We start from the raw sequence: 23,746 nt of genomic DNA, 5'->3' as shown, positions 1-23,746 counted from the left end.
AACTCTGCCCGAGACCCGGCTCAGCTCGCGGCGTCGCGGGCCAGGAGCGCGGCCTGGACCCGGTTCGCGCATTCGAGTTTGGCGAGGATGCGGCTGACATAGGTCTTCACCGTCGCCTCGCTCATGTGCGCCCGCGCGGCGATCTCCGCGTTCGCCAGGCCCTCCGCCAGCAGGTCGAGGACCTCCCGCTCGCGCGCGGCGAGCCGGCCCACGCGGGCGGCCGCGTCGCGGCGGCGCGGTGCCGCGCCGGGGGCGACGAGGCCGAGGACCATCCGGGTGACCACCGGCGACAGGTACGCCTCCCCCGCCGCCACGGCGCGGACCGCGGTCACCAGCTCGTCCGGGGTGCAGGTCTTCAGCACGAACCCGGCCGCGCCCCGCTCGACCGCGGCGAGGACGTTCTCCTGGTCGCCGAAGGAGGTCAGCACCAGCGCCCGCGTGCCCGGCGCCAGGCGCTCGACCACCTCCAGGCCGCCGAGGCCGGGCATGTGCAGGTCCACCAGCGCCACCTGCGGGCGGTGCCGCTCCACCGCGTCGAGGGCCTCGCGGCCGGTGCCGGCGGTCGCGACGACGGTGACGCTGGCGGCCTCGAGGACCGTGCGGACCCCTTCGACGACGAGCGGCTCGTCGTCGGCGACGACCACCGTCGTCATCGGACCCCCGCGACGGAGCTGAGCGGCACGAGGACGAGGAGGAGGACGAGGGTCGCGAACGCGGCGGCGCGGACGCGGGGCGCGGCGCGCGGGGCAGGGGTGCGGGGCAGCATGGCGCTCAGGCGGAAGCGGCCGTCCTCGGTGCGGTGGTCGAGGAGGCCTCCGGCGGCGTCGACGTGCTCGCGGAGGCCGGTGAGGCCGTGGCCGCCGGCGAGGGCGGGGGGCGCGGCGGCGGGGAGGGGGTTCTCGACGGTGACGAGGAGCGCGTCGTCCTCCCAGGTGACGGTGGCGGTGACGGGAGCGCCGGGGGCGTGCTTGGCGGCGTTCGCGAGGCCTTGTTCGAGGACGGCGTGGGCGGCGCGGGAGCCGGCGGGCGGGAAGGGGCCGGGTTCGCCGCGCTGGCGGAGGTCGACGGGGACGCCGGCGGCGACGAACTGGGCGGCGAGGGCCGCGGCGGCACCGGAGTCGAAGTCGGGGCCGGGCCGGTCGGCGCCGCGGAGGACGGTGACGAGGCCGTGGAGGTCGTCGACGGCGCCGCGGAGGGTGTCGCCGACGCGGCGGGCCTCGGCGCGGCGGGCGGGGTCGGTCTCGCGGACTTCGAGGGCGGCGGCCTGGACGGCGGCGAGGCCGAGGCGGCGGCCGATGCGGTCGTGCATGTCGCGGGCGAGGCGGAGGCGTTCGCGGTGGACGGCGGCCTCGCGTTCGCGTTCGGCGCGGCGGAAGCGCTGCCAGAGGGCGACGACGACCGCGGCGGCGAGCAGGGCGAGGACGCCGGCGGGGACGGGTCCGGCGGGGAGCATCGCGAAGACGGCGAACTCGATCAGGACGATCGCGATCGCCGCGAGGAGGCCTCTCATAGGGCCAGGGTACGCATCGGGCGCCGGGGGCGGGCGTTCACTTTCGTCGCTGATGGCCGCGACGTTCGGGGACTGGGCTCGCGCCGTCCGGTCTCCTTACGGTGGCCGGGTGATCGAAGTCGAGAATCTGACCAAGCGGTATCGGGGCGGCGCGGCCGTCGACGATCTGACCTTCACTGTGGAGCCGGGGCGCGTCACCGGTTTCCTCGGGCCGAACGGCGCGGGGAAGTCCACGACGATCCGGATGATGCTGGGGCTCGCACGGCCGTCGGCCGGGCGGGCGCTGATCGGCGGGCGGCCGTATGCGGCGCTCGCGCGGCCGCTGACGGTGGTCGGGGCGCTGCTGGAGGCGGGCGATCTGCATCCGACGCGGACGGCGCGGGAGCATCTGCGGTGGCTCGCGCGCAGCAACGGGATCGGGGAGCGGCGGATCGGGGAGGTGCTGGAGGAGACCGGGATGGCCGCGGCGGCGGGGAAGCGGGCGCGGACGCTGTCGCTGGGGATGCGGCAGCGGCTCGGGGTGGCCGCGGCGCTGCTGGGCGACCCGGAGGTGCTGATCCTGGACGAGCCGGTGAACGGGCTCGACCCGGAGGGGGTGATCTGGATCCGGAACCTGGCGAAGCGGTTGGCGGGCGAGGGGCGGACGGTGCTGGTGTCGTCGCACCTGATGTCGGAGATGGCGCTGACGGCGGCGCATCTGGTGGTGATCGGGCGCGGGCGGCTGCTCGCGGACCTGTCGACGGAGGCGTTCGTGGCGGCGCACGACGGTTCGAGCCTGGAGGAGGCGTTCATGCGGTTGACGGGCGCGTCGGTGGAGTTCCGGTCGGGGGGTGCGCGATGAGCGCGTTCGCGCGGGCGGTGTCGGCGGAGTGGGTGAAGATCCGGTCCGTGCGGTCCACTGTGGTCACATTGGGGTTGTTCGCGGCCGTGGCGGCGGGGTTGAGCGCGCTCATCGCGCAGGGGTTCAGTCCGGGCGGGCCGGAGACGGACGCGGTGCAGCCGGTGTTCTTCGGGCTGCTGACGGCGCAGCTGGTGCTGGTGACGTTCGCGGTCGCGACGGCGGGGGCGGAGTTCTCGACGGGCACGATCCGGGCGTCGCTGGCGGCGGTGCCGTCGCGGGGCCGGTGGTACGCGGCGAAGATGACGGGGATCGGGGTGACGGCCGGGGCGGCGGCGCTGCTGGTGGAGGCGGCGGTGTTCGGGCTGGTCAGGTTGGTGATCGGCGAGGACGCGGCGCCGCTGTCGGAGTGGTGGACGGTGCAGGCGCTGCTGGGCGGGTGGTTCCACCTGACGCTGCTGAGCGTGTTCACCGCGGCGGTGGCGGTGATGCTGCGCAGCACGGTGCTCGCGCTGTCGGTGCTGCTGCCGGTGCTGTTCCTGGGCTCGCAGGGGCTGGGGAACATCGATGCGATCAGGCCGGTGGCGCAGTACCTGCCCGACCAGGTCGGGATGGTCATCATGCACCTGACGGTGCCGGGCGATCCGCGGTTCGGGCGGGACTACGGGCCGTGGGAAGGGATCGCGATCCTGGTGCTGTGGACGGCGGCGGCGCTCGCGGGCGGATGGTTCGCCATGCGCCGCAGGGACGCCTGAAACCGGTGCGGGGCGGCGAGCGGCCGTCCCGCACCCCTGTGGACCGTCCCTTTTTGAGGGAAGATCCCACGGTCGCACACGGTTCTCATATAGCTTCGCTCTGTAGTCGGCCTGTGTTTCGGGGGCCGCAGGTCCAGCGGGCGACGGTCCGCGACAGACACGAAGGAGCACCTGTGAATCGCATGGCCATCCTCGGCGCCGGCTCGATGCTGCTCGCCGCCGCCCTCGCCGCGGTCCCCGCGACCGCCGGAGCGCAGGCCCCGGCCCCTGAAAAGAAGGTCGTCCTGGTGAACGCACCGTTCACCGGCAAGGGCGACAACCTGCCGCCGGACGCACTGTCGCTCAACGCGTGCCTGACCGCCGCAACGGAGCTCAAGGGCGTCAACGAGTTCGACTCGTGCGCCGACCAGAACCTCGGCCCGGTCCCCGAGTCCGGGAAGTCCCCCGGGTTCCTCCAGCTCACCGACGCCGGGCAGTACGACGCCGGCGCCGCGATCTACGACCACGCGCTCCAGAACGTCGGCGGCATCGAGGTCACGTTCGCGCAGTACCAGTACGGCGGCACCCACGCCGACGGCATCTCGTTCTTCCTCGTGGACGGCGACACCAGCCTCACCGAGGCCGGTGCGTACGGCGGCAGCCTCGGCTACGCCCAGAACACGAACCGGCCCGGTGTCGACGGCGGCTATCTCGGCCTCGGCCTGGACGCCTGGGGCAACTTCTCGGCCGACACCGAGGGCCGCGGGGCCGGGTGCCCCGAGGACTACCAGGCGCCCGACTACCTCCAGGTGCCGCTGAACCGCGCCCCCGACAATGTGGCGCTGCGCGGGCCCGGCCAGGGCTACGAGGGCTACTGCCTCCTCGCGACCACCGCCACCGACGAGAAGATCGGCACCTACAAGTACGGCGACCTCTACGGCACCGACTTCACCGAGACCCTGAGCACCGACACGCTCGAGGACGCCAAGCGGCTCGTGAAGCTCAAGATCACCGAAGGGAAGCACCCGACGGTCACCGTCGACATCGACTTCCTCGACGGCGACGGCTGGGAGCGGGTCCTCGAGACCACCATGCCGTTCGAGGCTCCCGACACGTTCAAGATCGGGTTTGCGTCCTCCACCGGGCGCGCCACCGACGTCCACCTGATCCGCCACCTGCGCGTCGAGACCTTCGTGGAGTGACCGCGCTTCGAGCAGTGGAAGGGGGGCGCGCCCTCCGGCGCGGGCCCCTTCGCGTGCGGGCTCAGAACTCCATGAGCTGGCGGGCGGCCTCGGCGACCGAGCCCGACAGCGACGGGTAGATCGTGAACGTGCGGGCGACCTGCTCGACGGTGAGGCGCTGCTCCACGGCGAGCGCGATCGGGGTGATGAGCTCGGAGGCGCGGGAGCCGACCACGACGCCGCCGGCGACGATCCCGGAGGACTTCCACGCGAACAGCTTCACGAAGCCCTCGGTGCGGTCGAGCATCTTCGCGCGCGGGTTCGACGCGAACGGCAGCAGCACCCCGCGGCAGTCCACCTTGCCGGAGTCGACGTCGGCCTGGGTGACGCCGACGGAGGCGAGCTCGGGGTCGGTGAACACGTTCGCGGCCACGTGGGCGAGCTTGATGGGGCGCACGGCCTCGCCGAGGGCGTGCCAGATCGCGATGCGGCCCTGCATGGCCGCGACCGAGGCGAGGGCGTGGACGCCGGTGACGTCGCCCGCGGCGTACACGCCGGGGACGTTGGTGCGCGAGACCTTGTCGACGGGGATGAAGCCGCGCTCGTCGACGGTGATCCCGTAGGCGTGCAGGCCCAGGTTGTCGGAGTTGGGGATCGAGCCGACGCAGATGAGGGCGTGGCTGCCCTCGATGACGGTGCCGTCGTCGAGCTCGACTTCGACGCCGTCGTCGGTGCGGCGGGCCGCGGCGGCGCGGGAGTGGTTGCGCACGTCCATGCCGCGGCGCACGAACACGCGGCCGACGGTCTCGGCGGCCTCGGCGTCCTCGTGGGGCATGACGCGGTCGCGGGAGGAGATCAGGGTGACCTGGGAGCCCATGGCGAGGTACGCGGAGGCGAACTCGGCGCCGGTGACGCCGGAGCCGACGACGACGAGGTGCTCGGGGAGCTCCTTGAGGTCGTAGAGCTGGCGCCAGGTGAGGATGCGCTCGCCGTCGACGGGCGCGGAGGTGAGCGTGCGGGGGGTGGCGCCGGTGGCGATGAGGACGACGTCGGCGTCGGCGTCGAACGGCTCGCCCTCGACGGGGACCACGTGGAGTTCGTGGACGTAGTTGTAGCCCTTGTCGACGCGGAGCGCGCCGCGCCCGTAGACGATGTTGACGCCCTGGTTGACGAGCTTCTGCGCGATGTCGGCGGACTGCTGGGTGGCGAGGCGGCGGACGCGGCCGTTGACGGCGACGGGGTCGGTGGCGGCCTCCTTGGCCGCCACGCCGAGCTCGCTCGACTCGTGGATCTCGGTGAGCACGTTGGAGGCGGCGATGAACGTCTTCGAGGGGACGCAGTCGGAGAGGACGCACGCCCCGCCGGCCCCGGTGGCCTCGATGAGGGTGACGTCGGCGCCGAGCTGGGCCGCCACGAGGGCGGCCTCGTAGCCGGCCGGGCCTCCGCCGATGATCGCTACTCGTGCCACGGGTGCGCCTTTCGGTGTTCGGGATGCTTCAGTGCGGGCTCGTTTAAGGGTATCTTCGAGTCGTGCATCTCTATGCCGCGTATGGCTCGAATCTCGACCCTGCCCGAATGCGCGCGACCTGCCCGCGGTCGCCGCTGGTCGGCACGGGCTGGCTGGAGGGGTGGCGCCTGACGTTCGGCGGCGCCGACCTCGGCTGGGAGTCCGCGGTCGCCACCGTCGTCGAGGCGCCCGGCGAGCGGGTCTTCGTGTCGCTCTACGACCTCGACCCGGCCGACCGGCAGGTCCTCGACGAGCTGGAGGGCTTCAACTCGAAGCTCTACCGCAAGATGCACACCCAGGCCGCGACCCTGGAGGCGAACCGCCAGGTGTGGCTGTACGTCTTCGAGGGCTTCGAGGGCGGTCTCCCCAGCCAGTGGTACCTCGACGAGATCCTCCGCGCCGCCGAGGCCGCGGGCGCCCCGCAGGACTACGTCGAGACGCTCCGCAAGCGCCCGACCGCCGAATAGCGGCACCGGCCGGCGACCGCGGTCCCCCGACCGCGGCGGCCGTCCCCGATCTCGGCGGCCATCGTCGACCGCGGCGGCCGTCCCGGACCGGGAGGGCGCCGGCCGTCCCGGCACGGGTGTCGCACCCGCCGGATACGGTTCGGATAGGGGCGCTTCGAATGTCCGTTTCGCCCCGGACGCTCCGTTCACCTTCGCCGACGGCGGGGCGGGCGCTCGCCGCGCCCGCCCCGCCGTCGTGTTTCGCTCAGCTCGGCTCAGAAGGCCGGACTCTGCGCCGCCGCAAGGACGGTGTGGACCATGACGCGGACGCCGTGCGAGAGCGCGGTCTCGTCGATGTCGAAGTCGCCCTGGTGGATGTCGAGGCGCTCGCCCGGGCGGCCGACGCCGAGGCGGGCCATCGCGCCGGGGATCTGCTCCAGGTAGTACGCGAAGTCCTCGCCGCCCATGGACATCGGGGCCTCGACGACGGCCTCGGGGCCGAGCGCCGCGGCCGCCGCGCCCGCGAACATCGCGGAGGCGGAGCGGTCGTTGACGACCGGCGGCACGCCGCGGCGGTAGTCGATCTCGCACTCCACGCCCGAGGCGCGGGCGACCGAGCGGGTGATCTCCTGGACCAGGTCCGGGATCATGTCCCAGGTCTCGCGCCCGTGGACGCGCACCGTCGCGCGGGCGAGGGCCTCCTGCGGGATCGCGTTCGCGGCCTCCCCGGCCTGGACCGCGCCGAACACGATCGCGACCGACTGGCGCGGGTCGAGGCGGCGGTTCACCAGCGCGGGGACGTCGACGACGACGCGCCCGATGGCGTTGACCAGGTCGCTGGTGAGGTGCGGGCGGGAGGTGTGCCCGCCGCGGCCCTTCATGCGGACCTCCATGACGTCGCACGCGGCCGTGAGCGGCCCGTTGCGGACGCCGATCTGCCCGGCCTGGAACTGCGGGTCGCAGTGGAAGGCGAAGATCGCGGCGACGTCGGTGAGCGCGCCGTACTTGATCATCGTGGGCGCGCCCGAGGGGAACTGCTCCTCTGACGGCTGGAAGATCAGGCGGAAGCGGCCCGGGAGGCCCTCGCGGCGCTCCAGCTCGTGGAGGACGCGGCCGACGCCGAGGAGCATCGCGGTGTGGGCGTCGTGGCCGCACGCGTGGCAGACGCCTTCGACGGAGGAGCGGTACGGGACCTGCTTCGGGTCGTGGATCGGCAGGGCGTCCATGTCCGCGCGGATCGCGATCACGTGGTCGCCGGTGCCGATGTCGCAGGTCAGGCCGGTGCCGTCGGGGATGAGCTGCGGTTCGAGCCCGGCTTCGGCGAGGCGCGCGGCGACGTACTCGGCCGTGTCGTGCTCCTGGCGCGAGAGGCGCGGGTTCGCGTGGATGTGGCGGCGTGCGGCGACGACCTCGGCGGCGTGGGCGTGGAGCCACCCGTCGAGGAAGTCCGGCAGCGATGTGGACATGGCCTGCTCCGAAGCGGTGGTGCCGGGCGAAGCGCTCCCGGCTGCGGTGTCGTGCGAGGGCAAGGCGGCGGGTACCACGCGACACGCCTCCGGTGCGATCGCACTCGGCAGCGGTTCATTCGATTTCGTGGCGGTACCCATCTCGACGACTTTCTCCGCAGTGAGCGTGTACATTTCCTTCGCGCCTCGCAATTCGCGTTCGAGGATCAAAGCCAATGGAGGGCGATCCGGCAAGCTTAATCCGATCGCACTCCGTTGCGGCTAGCGCCGTGATTTGCGACGCCCGGCGGCGCGTCCGGACGCACGTTGGCGAGCCCGGGGTCACGGCCGCGCGACAGCCGGTCACGGCCCTGTGGGCCGAACCCGCTGTCATAAGGCATAACGCTTGCCGAGCCGATTAGTTACGGCCGAGATCCGACTTTTGCACGGACGGCGGCGGCGTCGCCGGTCGATGACGCCGCCGCGGTCAAGTGTTTCCCCGTCCCGCGAGTCCGGCGACAGACATCCTGTGCGCTTCGCCCCTCGCGTCTATTCGCTCACCAGTTGTCGGCGGGGACGTGGCGCCCCCATTCGGCGGCGAGCGCGGTGCACACCTCGCCGACCGTGGCGCCCGCGGCGAGCGCCGACTTGAGCGGGTACAGCACGTTGTCGGTGCCCGCGGCGGCGCGGCGCAGACGTGTGAGGGCGGCGCCGAGCGCGTCGGCGTCCCTTCCGGCGCGGTGGGCGGCGAGGCGGTCGACCTGCGCGGCCTCGATCGCGGGGTCCACTTTGAGCGGACTGTAGGGCGCTTCGTCCCCGTTGAGGACGTATTTGTTGACGCCGACGACGGTCTGCTCGCCGGCGTCGATGCGCTTGGCGGTCTCGTAGGCGCTGCGCTCGATCTCGCTCTTCTGGAAGCCCTCCTCGATGGCGGCGACGGCGGAGCCGTGCGCGAAGACCGCGTCGATGAGGCGGAGGGCCTCGGCCTCGATCTCGTCGGTGAGGGCCTCGACGGCGTAGGAGCCGGCGAAGGGGTCGACGGTGGCGGTGAGGTCGGTCTCGGCGGCGATGACCTGCTGGGTGCGGAGGGCGAGGCGCGCGGAGGTGTCGGTGGGGAGGGCGATGGCCTCGTCGTAGGCGTTGGTGTGGAGGGACTGGGTGCCGCCGAGGACGGCGGCGATGGCCTGGACGGTGACGCGGGCGAGGTTGACCTCGGGCTGCTGGGCGGTGAGCTCGACGCCGGCGGTCTGGGTGTGGAAGCGGAGCTTGAGGGAGCGGGGGTCCTTCGCGCCGAAGCGGTCGCGCATGACGTTGGCCCAGATGCGGCGGGCGGCGCGGAACTTGGCGACCTCGGTGAGGAGGGTGGAGCGGGCCACGAAGAAGAAGGAGAGGCGCGGTGCGAAGGCGTCGACGTCGAGGCCGGCGGCGAGGGCGCAGTTCACGTACTCGATGCCGTCGGCGACGGTGAACGCGAGCTCCTGCGCGGGGGTCGCCCCGGCCTCGGCCATGTGGTAGCCGGAGATGGAGATCGTGTTCCACTGCGGCAGTTCGGCGGCGCAGTACGCGAACGTGTCGGCGACCAGGCGCAGGGAGGGCGCGGGCGGGAAGATGTAGGTCCCGCGGGCGATGTACTCCTTGAGGATGTCGTTCTGGATGGTCCCACGGAGGGCGGCGGGGTCGACGCCCTGCTCCTCGGCGACGAGCTGGTAGAGGACGAGGAGGACGGCGGCGGGGGCGTTGATCGTCATGGAGGTCGAGACCTCGCCGAGGGGGATGTCCTGGAAGAGGGCGCGCATGTCGGCGAGGGAGTCGACGGCGACGCCGACCTTGCCGACCTCGCCGGCGGCCTCGGGCGCGTCGGAGTCGTAGCCCATCTGGGTGGGCAGGTCGAAGGCGACGGACAGGCCGGTGGTGCCGGCGGCCAGGAGGTCCCGGTAGCGGCGGTTGGACTCGGCGGCCGTGGCGAAGCCGGCGTACTGGCGCATGGTCCAGGGCCGGGAGGTGTACATGGTGGGGTGGACGCCGCGCGTGTAGGGGAAGGACCCGGGTTCGCCGAGGCGCTCGGCGAGGTCCGGCGGGGTGTCGGCGGGGCCGTAGACGGGCCGGATCTCGATCCCGTCCCGGCCTTGCGGTGACGACTGCATGGCTGCCATCCTAGGTGGTGCGTCGCGCCACCGGGAAGTCCTGGGCTCTCCGGCGGCGCCTTCGCGCTCCCGGGGCGGGGTCCGCCCGTTCCGCCGCCGGGGGCGCGTGCGGTCCCGGTCGGTGCGGGGCGTGCGATGCGTAAGCGGGCCCGGTACAGCGTCGGTGGCCGGGACGCGGCAGACTAGGGGGGATCCCTCGCGAGGAGTGGTTGCATGACGTACTCATCTGACTACGGTCGCGGTGGTCCCGGCGCCTATGAGGACCCCCGATCCGGGCCGGAGCCGTCCCCTCGGTACGCCCCCGGCGAGCCGTCGCGCCCGCAGCCGGGCCACGGCTACGGCGCCGCGTACGGCTCGGAGCCGGGCGGCCGGTCCTGGAGGGAGCCCGCCGGGGCGGACCCGTACGACTCGAGCCGGCAGGGGTACAACCGCGACCCGTACGGCGGCGACTCCTACGGGGACTCCTCGTACCGGCACAGCTCCTCGTACGGCAACTACGGGAACCTCGGGCAGAGCTTCGCCGTCGGCGGCGAGCCGGGGCCGGGCGGCCCCGCCGCGGGCGGTCCGGGCAACCGGGCGCGCCCCGGCGACCTCGTCGGCGACCGCTACCGGCTCGAGGACCTGGTCGGCAAGGGCGGCAACGGGTCGGTGTGGCGCGCCCACGACACGGTGCTGCGACGGGAGGTGGCCTTGAAAGAGGTGTTCCTCCCGCCGGACCTGCCGCCGCAGGAGCGGTCCCAGCTCATCGACCGGTCGCGGCGCGAGGCGCAGATCGCGGCCGGGCTCTCGCACCCGGCGGTGATCCGCGTGTTCGACGTGGTCGAGCACGGCGGCCTGCCGTGGATCGTCATGGAGCTGCTCCAGTCCCGGAGCCTGGCCGAGATCCTGTCGCAGGACGGGCCGCTCCAGCCGCGCGTGGCCGCGAAGATCGGCCTGGCCCTGGTCGGGGCGCTGCAGGCGGCGCACGACGCGGGGATCATCCACCGCGACGTCAAGCCCGGCAACGTGCTCATCTCGACCGACGGGCGGTGCGTCCTCTCCGACTTCGGTGCGGCGCAGCTGCACCAGGTGTCGGGCGGGACGACGCCCGGGAAGGTCCTCGGGTCCGCGCACTACATCGCGCCGGAGCGGGCGGTCGGGCATCCGGCCGAGCCCGCGTCCGACGTGTTCAGCCTCGGCGTGACCCTGTACGCCGCCGTGGAGGGGCGCCCGCCGTTCGACCGCGGCGACGCCGTCTCGACGATGCGCGCGGTCGTGCAAGAGCCGCCGGAGAGCCCGCGGAGCGCCGGGCCGCTGACGCCGCTGCTCGGCGGGATGCTCGCGAAGGACCCGGGCCAGCGCATGGTGCTGCCGCAGGTCCGCCAGGAGCTGCAGGCGCTGCTCGCCGGCCCGCTCGCGGGCCCGGGCGGGCCGGGGCACCAGTCGCCGCCGTACCGCGGCGGCGCGGGCGAGTCCTCGGGCTACCGGGAGGTGTCGCCGCCGCGCACGGGGCCGCGTCCGCGGGTGCGCGAGCAGGAGCCGGAGCCGCGGTCGAACCCGTGGAAGTCGGCGTCGGTGATCGCGATCTGCGTGATGCTGGTGCTCGTGCTGGGCTGGGGCGCTTACAAGTTCCTCACCGGCGGGGGCGACGGCGGCGGGGGCGGCGCGGAGGACCCGGGCACGAGCGAGGAGGCCGCGGACGGGGGCGAGTCCCCTGCGGACGGCGGCGAGTCGCCGGCCGACGGCGGGGCGGCGCCGTTCGAGACCGCGACGTACGAGGGGGACGGCTTCTCCGTCGCCTATCCGGCGGCGTGGACCGAGGGCGAGACCGGGGACGACTCGCAGCAGTTCGTCAACCCCGAGGACGACACCCAGTGGGTCCGCTTCTACGCGGGGTCCGACCGGGGGCTCCCCGACACCGAGGCGTACCTGGACGGAATCTGGGAGGGCCTGCCGAGCGAGATGACCGACCTGGAGCAGGTGCGGCTCGAGGCGGTCGAGATCGCCGGGATGGGCGGCCACGTGCTGGAGTACACGGGCACGAACACCGATGAGGCGGGGGCGGAACGGCACTCGGTGTTCGCGGTGGTCGACGCCGGCGACGGCACGAGCTTCGGGATCTTCATCTCGGGGGACGCCGACGTCTGGGAGCTATCACAGGGCGTCTACGACACCGCGACTGCTTCGTTCGCTACCGGCTGAGGCCACACCGTCCGCAACACCGGTCTCCCAGGCTGCGGATATGCGACCATTTCCCCATGACCGACCAGACGAATCTCGATGCGCTGCGGGCCGAAGCGCTCCAGTGGATCACCGACGACCCCGACAAGGCGGGCCGCGACGAGCTGTACCGGCTCCTCGACGGGCTGCCGGAGACCGCGGACGAGCTGGCCGACCGCTTCTCGGGGCGGCTGAAGTTCGGCACCGCCGGGCTGCGCGGTCCGCTCCGGGCGGGCCCCAACGGGATGAACCTCGCGGTGGTGCGCGCCGCCGCGGCCGGACTCGCGAACTGGCTGGACGCCAAGGGCGCCGAGGGGCCCGTGGTCGTCGGGTACGACGCGCGGCACGGCAGCCGCGAGTTCGCGCTCGAGACCGCGCGCGTGGTCACCGGGTCCGGGCGGCGGGCGCTGGTGATGCCCGGTCCGCTGCCGACGCCGGTGACGGCGTTCGCGGTGACGCGCCTCGACGGCGCGGCCGCGGTGCAGGTGACCGCGAGCCACAATCCGCCGCAGGACAACGGGTACAAGGTGTACCTGGGCCGGGAGCTCGGCGGGGACCTCGGTGCGGGCGCGCAGATCGTGCCGCCCGCGGACACGGAGATCGAGGCGGCGATCGAGGCGCTCGGGCCGCTCTCGGAGATCCCGCTCGGCGACGAGGGCGAGACCCTCGACGAGGGCGTCCTCGACGAGTACCTGGCGGCGGTGGCCTCGGTGGTCGACCCCGACGACCCGAAGCGGCTCGCGTCGGTCGCGACGCCGATGCACGGCGTCGGCGGGGCCACGCTCGTGAAGGCCATGGTGCGCGCGGGGTTCCCGGCGCCGTCGCTGGTGGCCGAGCAGGCCGAGCCCGACGCGGACTTCCCGACGGTCGCGTTCCCCAACCCCGAGGAGCCGGGCGCGATCGACCTGCTCAAGGCGCTCGCGGTCGACGAGGGCGCGGACGTGGCGCTGGCGCTCGACCCGGACGCGGACCGCTGCTCGGTGGCGGTGCCGACCGGTGACGGCGGCTGGCGGCAGCTGTCGGGCAACGAGGTGGGGGTGCTGCTCGCGGACCACTGGATGCGCAAGGGCCGCAAGGGCACGTATGCGACCACGATCGTGTCCACGACGCAGCTGAAGGCCATGTGCGCCGCGCGCGGCTTCGCGTACATGGAGACCCTCACGGGCTTCAAGTGGCTGGCGCGCACCAGCCCCGACCTCGCGTTCGCGTTCGAGGAGGCGCTCGGGTACTGCGTGGCGCCGGAGTTCCTGCGCGACAAGGACGGGATCTCCGCGGCGCTGGTCGTCGCCGAGATCGCGGCGGGCCAGGCGGCGCGCTTCGCGACGCTCCAGGACCGGCTCGACGAGCTGGCCGAGGAGTTCGGGGTGTACGAGACGGGGCAGCTGTCGGTGCGCGTGGAGGACCTCGCGGAGATCGCGGCGTGCATGAAGCGCCTGCGCGCCAACCGTCCCGCGTCGCTGCTGGACGAGCCGGTGGTGGACTACCTGGACCGGCTGCCGGAGGCGGACGTCGTCACGATCACCACGGCGAACGCGCGCGTGGTGGCCCGGCCGTCGGGCACCGAGCCGAAACTGAAGGCGTACCTCGAGGTCCGCGAGGACGTCGGCGGGGACCTGCAGGCGGCGCGCGAGCGCGCCCGCGCGAGCGTCGAGGCCCTGAAGGCCGAGATCGCCGCGGTCCTCGGCGTCCCGCACTAGGCGGGCCCGACGAGCGGGGGGCCGGGCGCGATGCGCCCGGCCCCCTTCAGCGTCGAGGTCAGAACCGCCGGTAGGCGCCGAACTGGCGGTCGCCGGCGTCGCCGAGGCCGGGGACGATGTAGGCCTTGTCGTTGAGGACCGGGTCGACGGCCGCGGTGGTCATGCGCATGGCGATCCCGGAGTCCGCGAGCTTCGCGATCCCGTCGGGGGCGCAGAGGACGGAGACGAGGTCGATGTCGGTGCAGCCGCGGGCGGCGATCATCTCGCAGCAGCGCAGGAGCGAGCCGCCGGTGGCGACCATGGGGTCGAGGACGATGACGTGGCGGTCGGCCAGGTCGTCGGGGAGCGACTCCATGTAGGCGTAGGGCTCGTGGGTCTCCTCGTCGCGGGCGAGGCCGACGAAGCCCATCGACGCGTCGGGGATCATGGCCTGGGCGGCGTCGGCCATGCCGAGGCCGGCGCGCAGGACGGGGACGAGGACCGGCGGGTTCCCCAGGCGGTAGCCCTTGGCGGGCGCGACCGGGGTCCGGATCTCGTATTCGGCTACGGCCACGTCGCGCGTGGCCTCGTAGACGAGCATCATGGTGAGCTCGTGCAGGGCGGCCCGGAAGCGCGGTGAGTCCGAGCGCTCGTCGCGCATGGCGGTGAGCCGTTCGGCGGCGAGCGGGTGTTCGACGATCTTGACATCCACGGTTCATAACCTTAACGCCCAGTTCGCCGCGGTAATGTGAGCCGGTCACCACAGTCTGATTGAGCGGTCTCGCAGATACGGATACGATCGGGTCATGGGATCAATTCTGAGCGGCGCCGAGGCCGCCTCCCTCGTCCGCGCCCTCCCGGGCGTCGACGCGGTCGGCCTCGAGGCGCGCGCGGCGGGGCTCTCGACCCGCTCGGTCAAGACGACGTCGAAGGCGCAGGTGATCGACCTCGCCATCAGCATGATCGACCTCACCACGCTCGAGGGCGCCGACACCCCCGGCAAGGTGCGGTCCCTCGCCGCGAAGGCGCGGCGGCCCGACGGCGACGCGCCCGCGACCGCCGCGGTCTGCGTCTACCCCTCCATGGTCGCCGCCGCGAAGGAGGCCCTCGCCGGCTCCGGCGTGCTGGTCGCCTCCGTCGCCACCGGCTTCCCCGCCGGGCAGGTCCCCCTCGACGTGCGGCTCGCCGACACCGAGGCCGCGGTGCGGGCCGGCGCCGACGAGATCGACATGGTCGTCAACCGGGGCGCGTTCCTCGCCGGGGACCTCGAACGGGTCTTCCACGAGATCAAGGCCGTCAAGGCCGCCGCCGGCGACGCCCGGCTCAAGGTCATCCTCGAGACCGGCGAGCTCGCCACCTACGACGCGGTCCGCCGGGCGTCCTGGCTCGCGATGTGGGCCGGCGCCGACTTCATCAAGACCTCCACCGGCAAGGTCGGCGTCAACGCGACCCTCCCGGTGACCCTGCTGATGATGCAGGCCGTGCGCGACTTCCGGGCCGCCACCGGCGTCCAGGTCGGCGTCAAGCCCGCCGGCGGCATCCGCAATACGAAGGACGCGATCAAGTACCTGGTCACCGTGAACGAGACCCTCGGCGACGACTGGCTGTCGAACGAGTGGTTCCGCTTCGGCGCATCCAGCCTCCTCAACGACCTGCTCATGCAGCGCCAGAAGCTCAAGACCGGCCACTACTCCGGCCCCGACTACGTGACGGTGGACTAGCCATGTTCGAGTACGCCCCCGCGCCCGAGTCGGTGCGGCCCTCCATCAAGGAGCACTACGGCCTGTTCATCGGCGGCGAGTTCGTCGACGCCGAGGACGGCGCCGTCTTCAAGTCCGTGAACCCCTCCACCGAGGAGACCCTGTTCACCGTCGCCGAGGCGGGCGGGGCCGACGTCGCGAAGGCCGTCGCCGCGGCCCGCCGCGCCCAGGAGACCGTGTGGGGGCCGATGAGCGGCACCGAGCGCGGCAAGTACCTGTTCCGCATCGCCCGGCTCCTCCAGGAGCGGGCCCGCGAGTTCGCCGTCGCCGAGTCCCTCGACAACGGCAAGCCCATCAAGGAGACCCGCGACTTCGACGTGCCGACCGCGGCGCAGCACTTCTTCTACCACGCGGGCTGGGCCGACAAGCTCGCCTTCGCGGGCCACGGGCCCGACCCGCGCCCGCTCGGCGTCGTCGGCCAGGTCATCCCCTGGAACTTCCCGCTCCTCATGCTGGCGTGGAAGATCGCGCCCGCGCTCGCGTGCGGGAACACGGTGGTGCTCAAGCCCGCCGAGACCACGCCGCTGACCGCGCTCATGTTCGCCGAGCTGTGCCAGGTGGCCGACCTGCCCCCGGGCGTCGTCAACATCCTCCCCGGCGCGGGCGCCGCGGGCGCCGCCGTCGTCGACGCCGACGTCGACAAGGTCGCCTTCACCGGCTCGACCGCCGTCGGCCGCGCCATCGCGAAGGCCGTCGCCGGCTCGAAGAAGAAGGTCACGCTCGAACTGGGCGGCAAGGCCGCCAACATCGTCTTCGACGACGCGCCGATCGACCAGGCCGTCGAGGGCGTCGTCAACGGGATCTTCTTCAACCAGGGGCACGTGTGCTGCGCCGGCTCCCGCCTCCTCGTGCAGGAGTCCGTCGCCGACGAGGTCCTGGAGCGGCTCAAGGCCCGCGTCGAGACCCTCCGCGTGGGCGACCCGCTCGACAAGAACACCGACGTCGGCGCCATCAACTCCGCCGAGCAGCTCGAGCGCATCACCGCGCTCACCGAGGCCGGCCGCGGCGAGGGCGCCGACGTGTGGCAGCCCGCCTGCGACCTGCCCGAGCAGGGGTTCTGGTTCCGCCCCACCGTGTTCACCGGCGTCCAGCAGTCCATGCGGATCGCGCAGGAGGAGATCTTCGGGCCGGTGCTCAGCGTCCTCACGTTCCGCACCCCCGACGAGGCGATCGCCAAGGCCAACAACACCCCCTACGGGCTGTCCGCCGGGGTGTGGACCGAGAAGGGCTCCAAGATCCTGTGGGCGGCCGAGCGGCTGCGCGCGGGCGTGGTGTGGGCCAACACGTTCAACCGGTTCGACGCCGCCAGCCCCTTCGGCGGCCTGAAGGAGTCCGGATACGGCCGCGAGGGCGGCCGCCAGGGACTGGAGGCGTACCTCGATGTCTGACCGACTGCGGGTCAAGAAGACCTACAAGCTGTACGTGGGCGGGAAGTTCCCCCGCTCGGAGTCCGGAAGGAGCTACCCGGTGGCCAGCCCCGACGGGACCGAGCTGGCGAACGCCGCGCTCGCCAGCCGCAAGGACGCTCGCGACGCCGTCGCCGCCGCCCGCAAGGCGCAGCGGCCGTGGGCCGGGCAGACCGCGTACCTGCGCGGGCAGATCCTGTACCGGGCCGCCGAGATGCTCGAGGGCCGCGCCGGCCAGTTCGCCGAGGAGCTCGCCGACGCCACCGCGGGCGACCCGCATGAGGCGCTCGGCACCGTCGAGCAGGCGATCGACCGGCTCGTGCACTATGCGGGCTGGACCGACAAGTACACCGCCGTCCTCGGCGGGGCGAACCCCGTCGCCGGGCCGTACTTCAACCACACCACGCCCGAACCGCTCGGCGTCGTCGCCGTCGTCGCACCCCAGGACGACCCGCTCCTGGGCCTGGTCGAGGCGTTCGCGCCCGCGATCGCCACCGGCAACACCGTGGTGGTCCTCGCCAGCGAGGCGAAGCCGCTGCCGGCGCTCAGCCTCGGCGAGGTCCTGGCGACCTCCGACCTGCCCGGCGGGGTGGTGAACCTGTTGAGCGGCAAGGCCGCCGAGGTCGCGCCGCACCTCGCGTCCCACGCCGACGTCGACGGGATCGACCTGGGCGGCGTCGCCGACGCGGCGCTGGCCGCCGAGCTCGAGGCCGCCGCCGCCGGGACGCTCAAGGTCGTCCGCCGCCCCGGCAGGGACGGGACCTCCCTCGACCTGCTGCGGCAGTGGACCGAGTACAAGACCGTGTGGCACCCGGCCGGCATGGCCGCGGGCGCGGGCGGGGCCTACTAGCTGTCGAAACGAAGGGCCCTGCCGCCGCGGCGGCAGGGCCCTTCGCGCCGCCCGCAGGGAAAGCGCGCACCGGATGCGATGCGCCGCGCACCCGGGTCGTAGGCTGTTCCCCAGCTAGACGACTTACGGGAGGGACGCGACATGGCGGCCGAATCTGACGCGCCGGAGCGCGACGCCGGGACCGAGAAGCTCTGGAACGAGACCGGGGTCGACCCGGTCGAGCTCCACCTGGGCAAGGACTCGGGGTACACCCTGCGCGCCTACCGGATGTCGGACACCCTGCCGGGCGCGAAGGCGGACGAGGCCGGCGACGACGACGCCGACACGCCCGACGAGGCCGAGGACGAGGTCGCGGACGACGCCGACGAGCGCCCCGACATCGCCGACGACGCCGAGACCGTGCTTCCCGAAGACCCGGACGCCGCCGAGCCCGACCCGGCCGACTTCGCCGACGAGGAGCCCGAGGCCGCGGACGAAGAGGAGGACGCCCTCGACGCCGAGCCCGAGGAGGTCCCGGTCTTCCTGACCCGCAAGGGGAAGCTGCTCGTGTTCCGCGAGCCGGCCGCCCTCGTCGCGTACGTCAGGGAGCACGACGACCACGACCTCGCCGCGATCGACGAGTACGCCGACCTCCAGGAGCGCGTGGCCGAGGACGACATCGTCTGTGACGAGAACGACATCTACGAGCTCGACCTCGTCGTCGCGAACCTCCGCGGTGGCCACGAGGGCTGGGAGCCCGAGCTGCTCATCAAGGCCGCCGAGGTCGGCCGCGACCTCGGGTACGCGCTCAAGAACGACTCGATCGTCGCCGCCCTCGCCTCCGGCTCCCCCCTGGACGACCTCGACGAGACGTTCCGCGTCGTCGTCGACGGCGGCCTCAAGGGGAAGTTCGCGAAGCGGCGCCTGAAGCGCAACGACGCGCAGCAGGCCGCCATCGCCTGGCGCGGCGTCATCGCGAAGATCAACGACCACGTGGAATGGCGGGGCTAGCACTCCGGTCAATCCACCGAACAGCCCATCGAGCATGGGCCGCCGAGTCCGAATTCCGGTGCCGCCGCGTCTGTTCCGCGGCGGCTCCGCTGCGTTATTCCACAAGAGAACGGCCAGGTCGGGACCGCCAGCGAATTGACGGGTATGCGTGCTATGACCTTCGCTCCGTAGGAGAACCCGGACTGGGCGTCCGCTTGCAGAACCGAGTATTCTGCGGAAAACTGATAACGGACTGGTAAAAACGGGCCGGGCTCCAGCCCCGGCGACAGGGGACAGCGCCGGCTGCGCGCCCTACGAGAGGAGCTCCGCGGGTGCAAGTGTTCTGCGGCATCACCACCGACCAGCAGGTGTCCGGGGCCGGGCACGGCGACACCGCGTGCGCCGTCGCCCTCGTCGCCGCGGGCGGCAGCCTCATCGCCACCGACACGTTCGGCGACGATCCGCGCGGCTGGGTCCGCCTCAACAGCCTCCTCGCGAGGTCGGCCCCCGGCCAGTCGGTCTCGGTCGCGGTCGACGGCGACGTCGTCCAGCTCGCCGAGTTCGCCGCCGCCGCCGGGCAGCTCGTGGTCCGCGCCGGCATACCCGCCTCCCGCTCCAAGGACGCCCTCGACGACGCGATCGCGATCGCGCGCGGCCTCGCCACCGGTGAGGTCGCCGGGCCGCCGGTCGCCGCGCGCCCTGAGGTCGCCGCTCTGCGCCCGATCCTGGACACGGTGGCCTCGGCCGCCAGGGCCCGCCACGACGCGGCAGAGGCCCTCACGTGCCTCCTGCGCGCGGTCTTCCCCGCGGCGCTGGCCGCCTGGGACGACCCGAGCGAGGCCAACGCCGTCGCGATCCTCACCCGCCTCCCCCAGCCCGGGGCCCTCCAGTCCATCTCGACCGAGGAGCTCGCCGCCGACCTCGCGACCGTGGCCGACCCCGGCCAGGTCGCCGCGATGGCCGGCGCGCTCACCGAGGCGATCCGGGAGATCGGCGGCGGGGACGACCCGTCGGTGGCCCCGTCCGTCTCCGCGACGGCCGACGCGGTCTCCGCGTGGGACCGCTCGCTGGAGGGGCTCATCGGCCTGCTCCAGGCCAAGCGGCCCAAGCCCGAGGCGGCGCCCCACCTCCCGCAGCAGCCGCACCACGAGCCCCCGCAGCAGGAGGACCGCTCCGCGGCCGCCCGCCGCCGCGGCCGCGGGCACGACACCGACACGCACCGGACGGTCCGCCTCCCCGGCGACCTGCCCGACCGCCAGAGCCTGCGGGCCCTGGACCCGGCCTCGCAGCTGCACTCGGTCCTGCCCGACCTCGAAGCGACGCAGATCGTCTCGGACTCGTTCTCGTCCCCGTCGATGCAGCAGCCGGTCGACGGCGAGGGCGGGCACACCAGGTCCATCCGGCGCCGCCGCGCCGAGCCGGCCGAGCTCCCCCACACCGAGGAGCCGCGCCGCCACCCGTGGCAGCCCAAAGAGGACGTCAGCATCGTCGACGTGGCGAGCCTCGCCGCCGACGAAGACGGCCTCCTGATCTTCGGCCAGGCCAAGAGCGCCTGGTTCAAGCGGCCCGAGAGCGAAGAGCCCGAAGCGGAGTCGTGGAACCTTCCCGGCGACGACGGCTGGCGCTCCGCCCGCTCGGCCACCGAGTCCCCCCAGACCGAGGCGCCGACCACGGCGGCCGGCCTGCCGCGGCGCAAGCCGCAGGCGAACCTCGTCCCCGGCGCGGTCGTCGCCGACGAGCACCCGCGCTTCGACGAACCGATCGACCGGGACCCGGAGCTGCTGGCGCAGAACACCGCCGGTTACTTCCGGGGCTGGGGCCGCGCCCGCGGCGGGCGTCCCGGCATGGCCTCTCGGACGGAGAGGATGGCGACCCGATGAGCGCCAACCTCGGCGTCTACGAGCGCTCGCTGAGCATGCTGCTCGGCTCGCTCGTGGCGCGCACCCCGGGACTGTCGCACGCGGTCCTGGTGAGCGTCGACGGCCTGCCGCTCGCCGTGTCCGCCGGACTCCCGAAGGAGCGCGCCGACCAGTTGGCGGGCATCGGGTCCGGCCTCCTGTCGATCGGCGAGGGCGCCGGCCGCTCCATGGACCACGGCCCCGCGCAGCAGGTCATCGTCGAGATGGCCGAGGGCGTGCTCCTGGCCGCCCCGGTCGGGCCGCAGATCTGCCTGACGCTCCTGGCGGTGTCGCAGTGCGACCGCGAGCAGCTCGGGTACGAGCTGGGCCAGTTCACGATGCAGGTAGGGCCGCTGCTGAACGAGGCCCTGACGAACACCGGCTCGATCCCGAAGGTCGTCTGAGGCGGGTCTTCGAAGCAAACGCGTGCACGGCCCCGGGGTGTGCGCCTCGGGGCCTTTGCGTTGCCGCTTGGAACGGGGGCTTGCGTTGTGGCGTGAATTGCGTTGGCGGCTTTGCGGTGTGGGTGGCGTCTGGGTCAGAGCGGCAGCGACGGGGATGGGATTGGGACTCGGCTTCCGTTGCCGACTCGCGGGTGTCGACGGGGCGAGGTCAGTGCGGCGGCGACGAAGAGGCGGCAGGGAACTCGGGTTGCGTTGGCGGCCTTGGAGTTCGACTCGGGACCGGGGCGAATCATCCTCATCAAAGTTCACTCTTCAGAGTGTTGGCACCCCCATCACCATCAGTCACAATTGAGTCACAACCTTCGAACAGAAACACGGAAAACAGCAAGACATTCGAGAACAGCGAGAAGGGAGGCCACCCCCATGGACACCACCACCGCCCACCGGATCACCACCCCGATCCCCTCCCCCACTCCCGCACGCCTCGCCTCCCGCACCGGCGGTGTCCACGACCAAGCCACGGCCATCAGGACCACTCTGGAGTCCGCCGCCGATCTCATCAACGCCCAGCATTCGCAGGTGCTGTCGGCAGTCATCGCGATGAAGGAGGCGAACCTCCACCGCACCGCGTTCGGATACTCCGCCTTGCGCGACCTCCTGCTCTCCCAGTTCGACTTCACCCATCGCACCGCTTCGGACATCGCTGCCATCGCGCGCCTCTCTTCGAAGTTCCGGGCCCTGACAGAGGCGGCGGTGTCGGGGCGGGCGAGGATCGACCAGGTCGCCTACGCGGTGCGGCAGTTGGACCGCACCCCGGCGATGCGCCTGTTCGCCCGGACACCGTTCAGGGAGCCCGTCGCCCCCCCTTCGACCCCGACACTCTCTGCGCGACACCGGAAGACTTGATCGCCCAGTACTGCGCCCACGCACCCTTCAAAGACCTCCAGCGCCACCTGGACTCCCTCGCCGCCCACCTCGCCGAGGAGGACGAACTCCTCGACGCCCTCGGTCAGCAGTCCCTCCAGTGGATCGAACTGGCCGAGACCGGCACCGGCATGTGGGCCCTCTCCGGAGAACTCGCCTGGGACACCGGCCTGCTGCTGGACAAGTACCTGAAGACCGCGACTCCCCCACCCCGCCAGGACCAGACCGATGCCGACGGGATCCTGCCCGCTGCACCGAACCGCCACGCCGAAGCCCTGCACCAGCTTCTCGCGGGGTACGGCTCCTCCTCCGAAGCGGCCAAGCGGCACGGCCACACCGCCACGCTCGACCTGGTCGTGGACATCGAGACCTTGCAGGGCCGCCCCGAGACCGGCGCGGACAATGCCGAACCGCAGCGAGGCGACACCCCCGACCGCATGCCGCTGCTGGAGGGCCAGCCGATCAGCATCGCCAAGGCCCGTCTCCTCGCCTGCGAGGCCGGCATCATCCCCTCGGTCTTCGACTACGGCACAGGCGAAGCCCTCGAACTCGGCCACGCCGCCCGACTCCCGGGCGTCGCACTGCGCAGAAAGCTCGAACTCGAACAGCGCGAAGGGTGCGCTTGGAGCGGTTGTTCGCGGCCGGTGGCCTGGACCGAGGCGCACCACATCGTGCACTGGGCGGACGGCGGCGAGACCAACGCCGGCAACCTGATCCTGCTGTGCCGCTTCCACCACGGCCGCATCCACACTACTGGCTGGACCGTCGAGAAGACCGGCCCCGGCCGGGCGGTGATCACCCACCACGATCACCTTCCGATCGCAGACGAGGATGCCGGGCAGTGCGGATGCGCGGACTGGCGCAGCGATGCCGACCTCGACGCCGAGAACCAGGGCTCCGACTGGGATGTGTTCCCGACCGGGCTCTACCGATCCGAATGGTCCGAGGTGCTGAAGCCGGACCTCGATGCCAGAGCCGAAGCGGCCGAGAGGCAGCGGGCCCTGGATGCGGTCAGAGCGGCGAGAGCCAGATGCCGAGACAGATTCGCACCACCGAAGGCGCAAGGCGAGACCACAGCACCCGAGGCCTCGGGGAAGGCGGCACCACCTGAAGCGCCCGGCCCTGCCGAATCGACGGCGCGACCGGTCGATCCCGAGGACCTCGGCGACCCGCCCTTCTTAGGCCGCCCGCTCCGGACCGGCCGGGGCGGGGGAAGGGAAGGCCCGCACATGCAATGCCTCCCAGCTCGGGCCCCATCAGGTCCGGCCCTCCACCACGCCCAGGCCCGGCGTACCAGCCCGCTTCACCACCCACCTCATCCTCGCCGCCTCAAGACCTGCACCCGCACAGCGCAGAAGGCCGAATGTCCCGCCCGGAATTACCCCGTCTTCGTCGCCGCAGCACCTGCACCGGAGCGAGGCGAGAACCTGATACGCCGCCCCGAGACGCACCCGCCTTCGCTGCCTCAAGACCTGCACTCACGCAGCGCGGAAAGCCGAAGACGCCGCCCCTAGTGCGCCGGCCTTCGCTGCCTCAGGACCCGCAACCGCGCAGTGCAGAAGGCCGAGAACGCCCCCTGAGACCCACCCGCCTTCGCTGCCTCAAGACCTGCACTCACGCAGCGCGGAAAGCCGAGAGCGCCGCCCCTAGACCCACCCGCCCTCGTCGCCTCGGAACCAGCACCCGCACAGCGCAGAAGCCCGTGAACTCGGATCCGGATCCGGGTCCGGATACACAGGACCGGCCCTACCCGGGAATCCGCCCTGCACAGCAAAAGGCCCGAGGCGTTCGCCTCGGGCCTTCGCTATGGTCCAGGTGGTTCGGGTCAGCCTAGACGGTCACCGCGCACGGGCGC

Annotated in this window: 19 protein-coding genes and 1 pseudogene; 14 read left to right on the top strand and 6 right to left on the bottom strand. The window is 72.7% G+C overall.

The window, feature by feature from the left end; all coding sequences use genetic code 11:
* Positions 1 to 20: 20 nt before the first annotated feature.
* Positions 21 to 653 carry a response regulator gene (locus tag ABD419_RS16080; RefSeq protein WP_344488145.1) on the bottom strand — a complete coding sequence of 211 codons (633 nt, stop codon included), beginning with the start codon at positions 651 to 653 and terminating at the stop codon, positions 21 to 23.
* Positions 650 to 1,510, bottom strand: a complete 861-nt coding sequence (locus ABD419_RS16075; protein ID WP_344488143.1) for a sensor histidine kinase — start codon at positions 1,508 to 1,510, stop codon at positions 650 to 652. Before ABD419_RS16075 ends, ABD419_RS16080 begins: the two co-directional genes overlap by 4 nt.
* A gap of 109 nt (positions 1,511 to 1,619) precedes the next feature.
* On the opposite strand from ABD419_RS16075, the gene ABD419_RS16070 reads away from it, so the two are divergent.
* From ABD419_RS16070 to ABD419_RS16060, 3 genes are all read left to right on the top strand, one after another.
* Positions 1,620 to 2,351, top strand: a complete 732-nt coding sequence (locus ABD419_RS16070; RefSeq protein ID WP_344488141.1) for an ABC transporter ATP-binding protein — start codon at positions 1,620 to 1,622, stop codon at positions 2,349 to 2,351.
* Entirely contained in the window at positions 2,348 to 3,103 is a 756-nt protein-coding gene (locus ABD419_RS16065) for an ABC transporter permease (RefSeq protein ID WP_344488139.1), read from the top strand. Before ABD419_RS16070 ends, ABD419_RS16065 begins: the two co-directional genes overlap by 4 nt.
* Before the next feature lie 173 nt (positions 3,104 to 3,276).
* Positions 3,277 to 4,284 carry an L-type lectin family protein gene (locus ABD419_RS16060; protein ID WP_486327379.1) on the top strand — a complete coding sequence of 336 codons (1,008 nt, stop codon included), beginning with the start codon at positions 3,277 to 3,279 and terminating at the stop codon, positions 4,282 to 4,284.
* A 61-nt stretch (positions 4,285 to 4,345) separates the two neighbouring features.
* Here ABD419_RS16060 and ABD419_RS16055 read toward each other — a convergent pair.
* Positions 4,346 to 5,734: pseudogene (locus ABD419_RS16055) on the bottom strand (NAD(P)H-quinone dehydrogenase); the annotation flags it as partial.
* Between the two features lie 59 nt (positions 5,735 to 5,793).
* Between ABD419_RS16055 and ABD419_RS16050 the strand changes: the two are divergent.
* Complete coding sequence (locus ABD419_RS16050; protein ID WP_091048462.1) at positions 5,794 to 6,237, top strand: gamma-glutamylcyclotransferase family protein; 444 nt, start codon at positions 5,794 to 5,796, stop codon at positions 6,235 to 6,237.
* Between the two features lie 254 nt (positions 6,238 to 6,491).
* Here ABD419_RS16050 and ABD419_RS16045 read toward each other — a convergent pair whose 3' ends face one another.
* Positions 6,492 to 7,682 carry an amidohydrolase gene (locus tag ABD419_RS16045; RefSeq protein WP_344488136.1) on the bottom strand — a complete coding sequence of 397 codons (1,191 nt, stop codon included), beginning with the start codon at positions 7,680 to 7,682 and terminating at the stop codon, positions 6,492 to 6,494.
* Positions 7,683 to 8,218: 536 nt separating this feature from the next.
* A complete protein-coding gene (locus tag ABD419_RS16040; RefSeq protein WP_344488134.1) occupies positions 8,219 to 9,805 on the bottom strand; it encodes an acyl-CoA mutase large subunit family protein in 1,587 nt (528 codons plus the stop codon).
* A 213-nt stretch (positions 9,806 to 10,018) separates the two neighbouring features.
* Here ABD419_RS16040 and ABD419_RS16035 point away from each other — a divergent pair, with 213 nt between their 5' ends.
* The gene (locus ABD419_RS16035; protein WP_344488132.1) at positions 10,019 to 11,986 is read left to right on the top strand and encodes a serine/threonine-protein kinase; all 1,968 of its coding nucleotides are present in this window, start codon (positions 10,019 to 10,021) and stop codon (positions 11,984 to 11,986) included.
* A 56-nt stretch (positions 11,987 to 12,042) separates the two neighbouring features.
* Positions 12,043 to 13,701, top strand: coding sequence for a phospho-sugar mutase (locus ABD419_RS16030; RefSeq protein ID WP_344488131.1), 1,659 nt, complete (start codon positions 12,043 to 12,045; stop codon positions 13,699 to 13,701).
* Between the two features lie 58 nt (positions 13,702 to 13,759).
* On the opposite strand, the gene upp is transcribed toward ABD419_RS16030, so the two are convergent.
* Entirely contained in the window at positions 13,760 to 14,392 is a 633-nt protein-coding gene (gene upp, locus ABD419_RS16025; protein WP_344488130.1) for a uracil phosphoribosyltransferase, read from the bottom strand.
* 94 nt (positions 14,393 to 14,486) lie between these two features.
* Here upp and deoC point away from each other — a divergent pair, with 94 nt between their 5' ends.
* The 8 genes from deoC to ABD419_RS15985 all read left to right on the top strand — a co-directional run bounded on the left by deoC (position 14,487) and on the right by ABD419_RS15985 (position 23,405).
* Positions 14,487 to 15,401, top strand: coding sequence for a deoxyribose-phosphate aldolase (gene deoC / locus ABD419_RS16020; RefSeq protein WP_344488128.1), 915 nt, complete (start codon positions 14,487 to 14,489; stop codon positions 15,399 to 15,401).
* 2 nt (positions 15,402 to 15,403) lie between these two features.
* Complete coding sequence (locus tag ABD419_RS16015; RefSeq protein ID WP_344488127.1) at positions 15,404 to 16,828, top strand: aldehyde dehydrogenase family protein; 1,425 nt, start codon at positions 15,404 to 15,406, stop codon at positions 16,826 to 16,828.
* Positions 16,821 to 17,696 carry an aldehyde dehydrogenase family protein gene (locus ABD419_RS16010; RefSeq protein ID WP_344488126.1) on the top strand — a complete coding sequence of 292 codons (876 nt, stop codon included), beginning with the start codon at positions 16,821 to 16,823 and terminating at the stop codon, positions 17,694 to 17,696. Before ABD419_RS16015 ends, ABD419_RS16010 begins: the two co-directional genes overlap by 8 nt.
* Positions 17,697 to 17,837: 141 nt before the next feature.
* Complete coding sequence (locus ABD419_RS16005; protein WP_344488125.1) at positions 17,838 to 18,686, top strand: DNA primase; 849 nt, start codon at positions 17,838 to 17,840, stop codon at positions 18,684 to 18,686.
* A gap of 311 nt (positions 18,687 to 18,997) precedes the next feature.
* Positions 18,998 to 20,545, top strand: a complete 1,548-nt coding sequence (locus tag ABD419_RS16000; RefSeq protein ID WP_344488124.1) for a hypothetical protein — start codon at positions 18,998 to 19,000, stop codon at positions 20,543 to 20,545.
* Positions 20,542 to 20,967 (top strand): roadblock/LC7 domain-containing protein, encoded by a 426-nt coding sequence (locus tag ABD419_RS15995; RefSeq protein ID WP_091048495.1) that lies wholly within the window; start codon positions 20,542 to 20,544, stop codon positions 20,965 to 20,967. The genes ABD419_RS16000 and ABD419_RS15995 overlap by 4 nt, the downstream gene beginning before the upstream one ends.
* 423 nt (positions 20,968 to 21,390) lie before the next feature.
* The gene (locus ABD419_RS15990) at positions 21,391 to 21,873 is read left to right on the top strand and encodes a hypothetical protein (protein WP_344488119.1); all 483 of its coding nucleotides are present in this window, start codon (positions 21,391 to 21,393) and stop codon (positions 21,871 to 21,873) included.
* Positions 21,870 to 23,405 (top strand): HNH endonuclease signature motif containing protein, encoded by a 1,536-nt coding sequence (locus ABD419_RS15985; RefSeq protein WP_344488117.1) that lies wholly within the window; start codon positions 21,870 to 21,872, stop codon positions 23,403 to 23,405. Before ABD419_RS15990 ends, ABD419_RS15985 begins: the two co-directional genes overlap by 4 nt.
* Positions 23,406 to 23,746: the final 341 nt, after the last annotated feature.

This window comes from Glycomyces endophyticus (assembly GCF_039531525.1).
In the GTDB taxonomy this organism is placed as follows: Bacteria; Actinomycetota; Actinomycetes; order Mycobacteriales; family Micromonosporaceae; genus Glycomyces; species Glycomyces endophyticus.
Note: the sequence above shows the minus strand (reverse complement) of the source record. Positions and strands in the feature narration are given on the sequence as shown.

What these genes read in the sequence shown, in the direction of transcription:
- ABD419_RS16080 (WP_344488145.1), bottom strand. Translation starts at nt 653, where the DNA reads ATGACGACGGTGGTCGTCGCCGACGACGAGCCGCTCGTCGTCGAAGGG.
- ABD419_RS16075 (WP_344488143.1), bottom strand. Translation starts at nt 1,510, where the DNA reads ATGAGAGGCCTCCTCGCGGCGATCGCGATCGTCCTGATCGAGTTCGCC.
- ABD419_RS16065 (WP_344488139.1), top strand. Translation starts at nt 2,348, where the DNA reads ATGAGCGCGTTCGCGCGGGCGGTGTCGGCGGAGTGGGTGAAGATCCGG.
- ABD419_RS16045 (WP_344488136.1), bottom strand. Translation starts at nt 7,682, where the DNA reads ATGTCCACATCGCTGCCGGACTTCCTCGACGGGTGGCTCCACGCCCAC.
- ABD419_RS16040 (WP_344488134.1), bottom strand. Translation starts at nt 9,805, where the DNA reads ATGCAGTCGTCACCGCAAGGCCGGGACGGGATCGAGATCCGGCCCGTC.
- ABD419_RS16035 (WP_344488132.1), top strand. Translation starts at nt 10,019, where the DNA reads ATGACGTACTCATCTGACTACGGTCGCGGTGGTCCCGGCGCCTATGAG.
- ABD419_RS16030 (WP_344488131.1), top strand. Translation starts at nt 12,043, where the DNA reads ATGACCGACCAGACGAATCTCGATGCGCTGCGGGCCGAAGCGCTCCAG.
- deoC (WP_344488128.1), top strand. Translation starts at nt 14,487, where the DNA reads ATGGGATCAATTCTGAGCGGCGCCGAGGCCGCCTCCCTCGTCCGCGCC.
- ABD419_RS16015 (WP_344488127.1), top strand. Translation starts at nt 15,404, where the DNA reads ATGTTCGAGTACGCCCCCGCGCCCGAGTCGGTGCGGCCCTCCATCAAG.
- ABD419_RS16010 (WP_344488126.1), top strand. Translation starts at nt 16,821, where the DNA reads ATGTCTGACCGACTGCGGGTCAAGAAGACCTACAAGCTGTACGTGGGC.
- ABD419_RS16005 (WP_344488125.1), top strand. Translation starts at nt 17,838, where the DNA reads ATGGCGGCCGAATCTGACGCGCCGGAGCGCGACGCCGGGACCGAGAAG.
- ABD419_RS15995 (WP_091048495.1), top strand. Translation starts at nt 20,542, where the DNA reads ATGAGCGCCAACCTCGGCGTCTACGAGCGCTCGCTGAGCATGCTGCTC.
- ABD419_RS15990 (WP_344488119.1), top strand. Translation starts at nt 21,391, where the DNA reads ATGGACACCACCACCGCCCACCGGATCACCACCCCGATCCCCTCCCCC.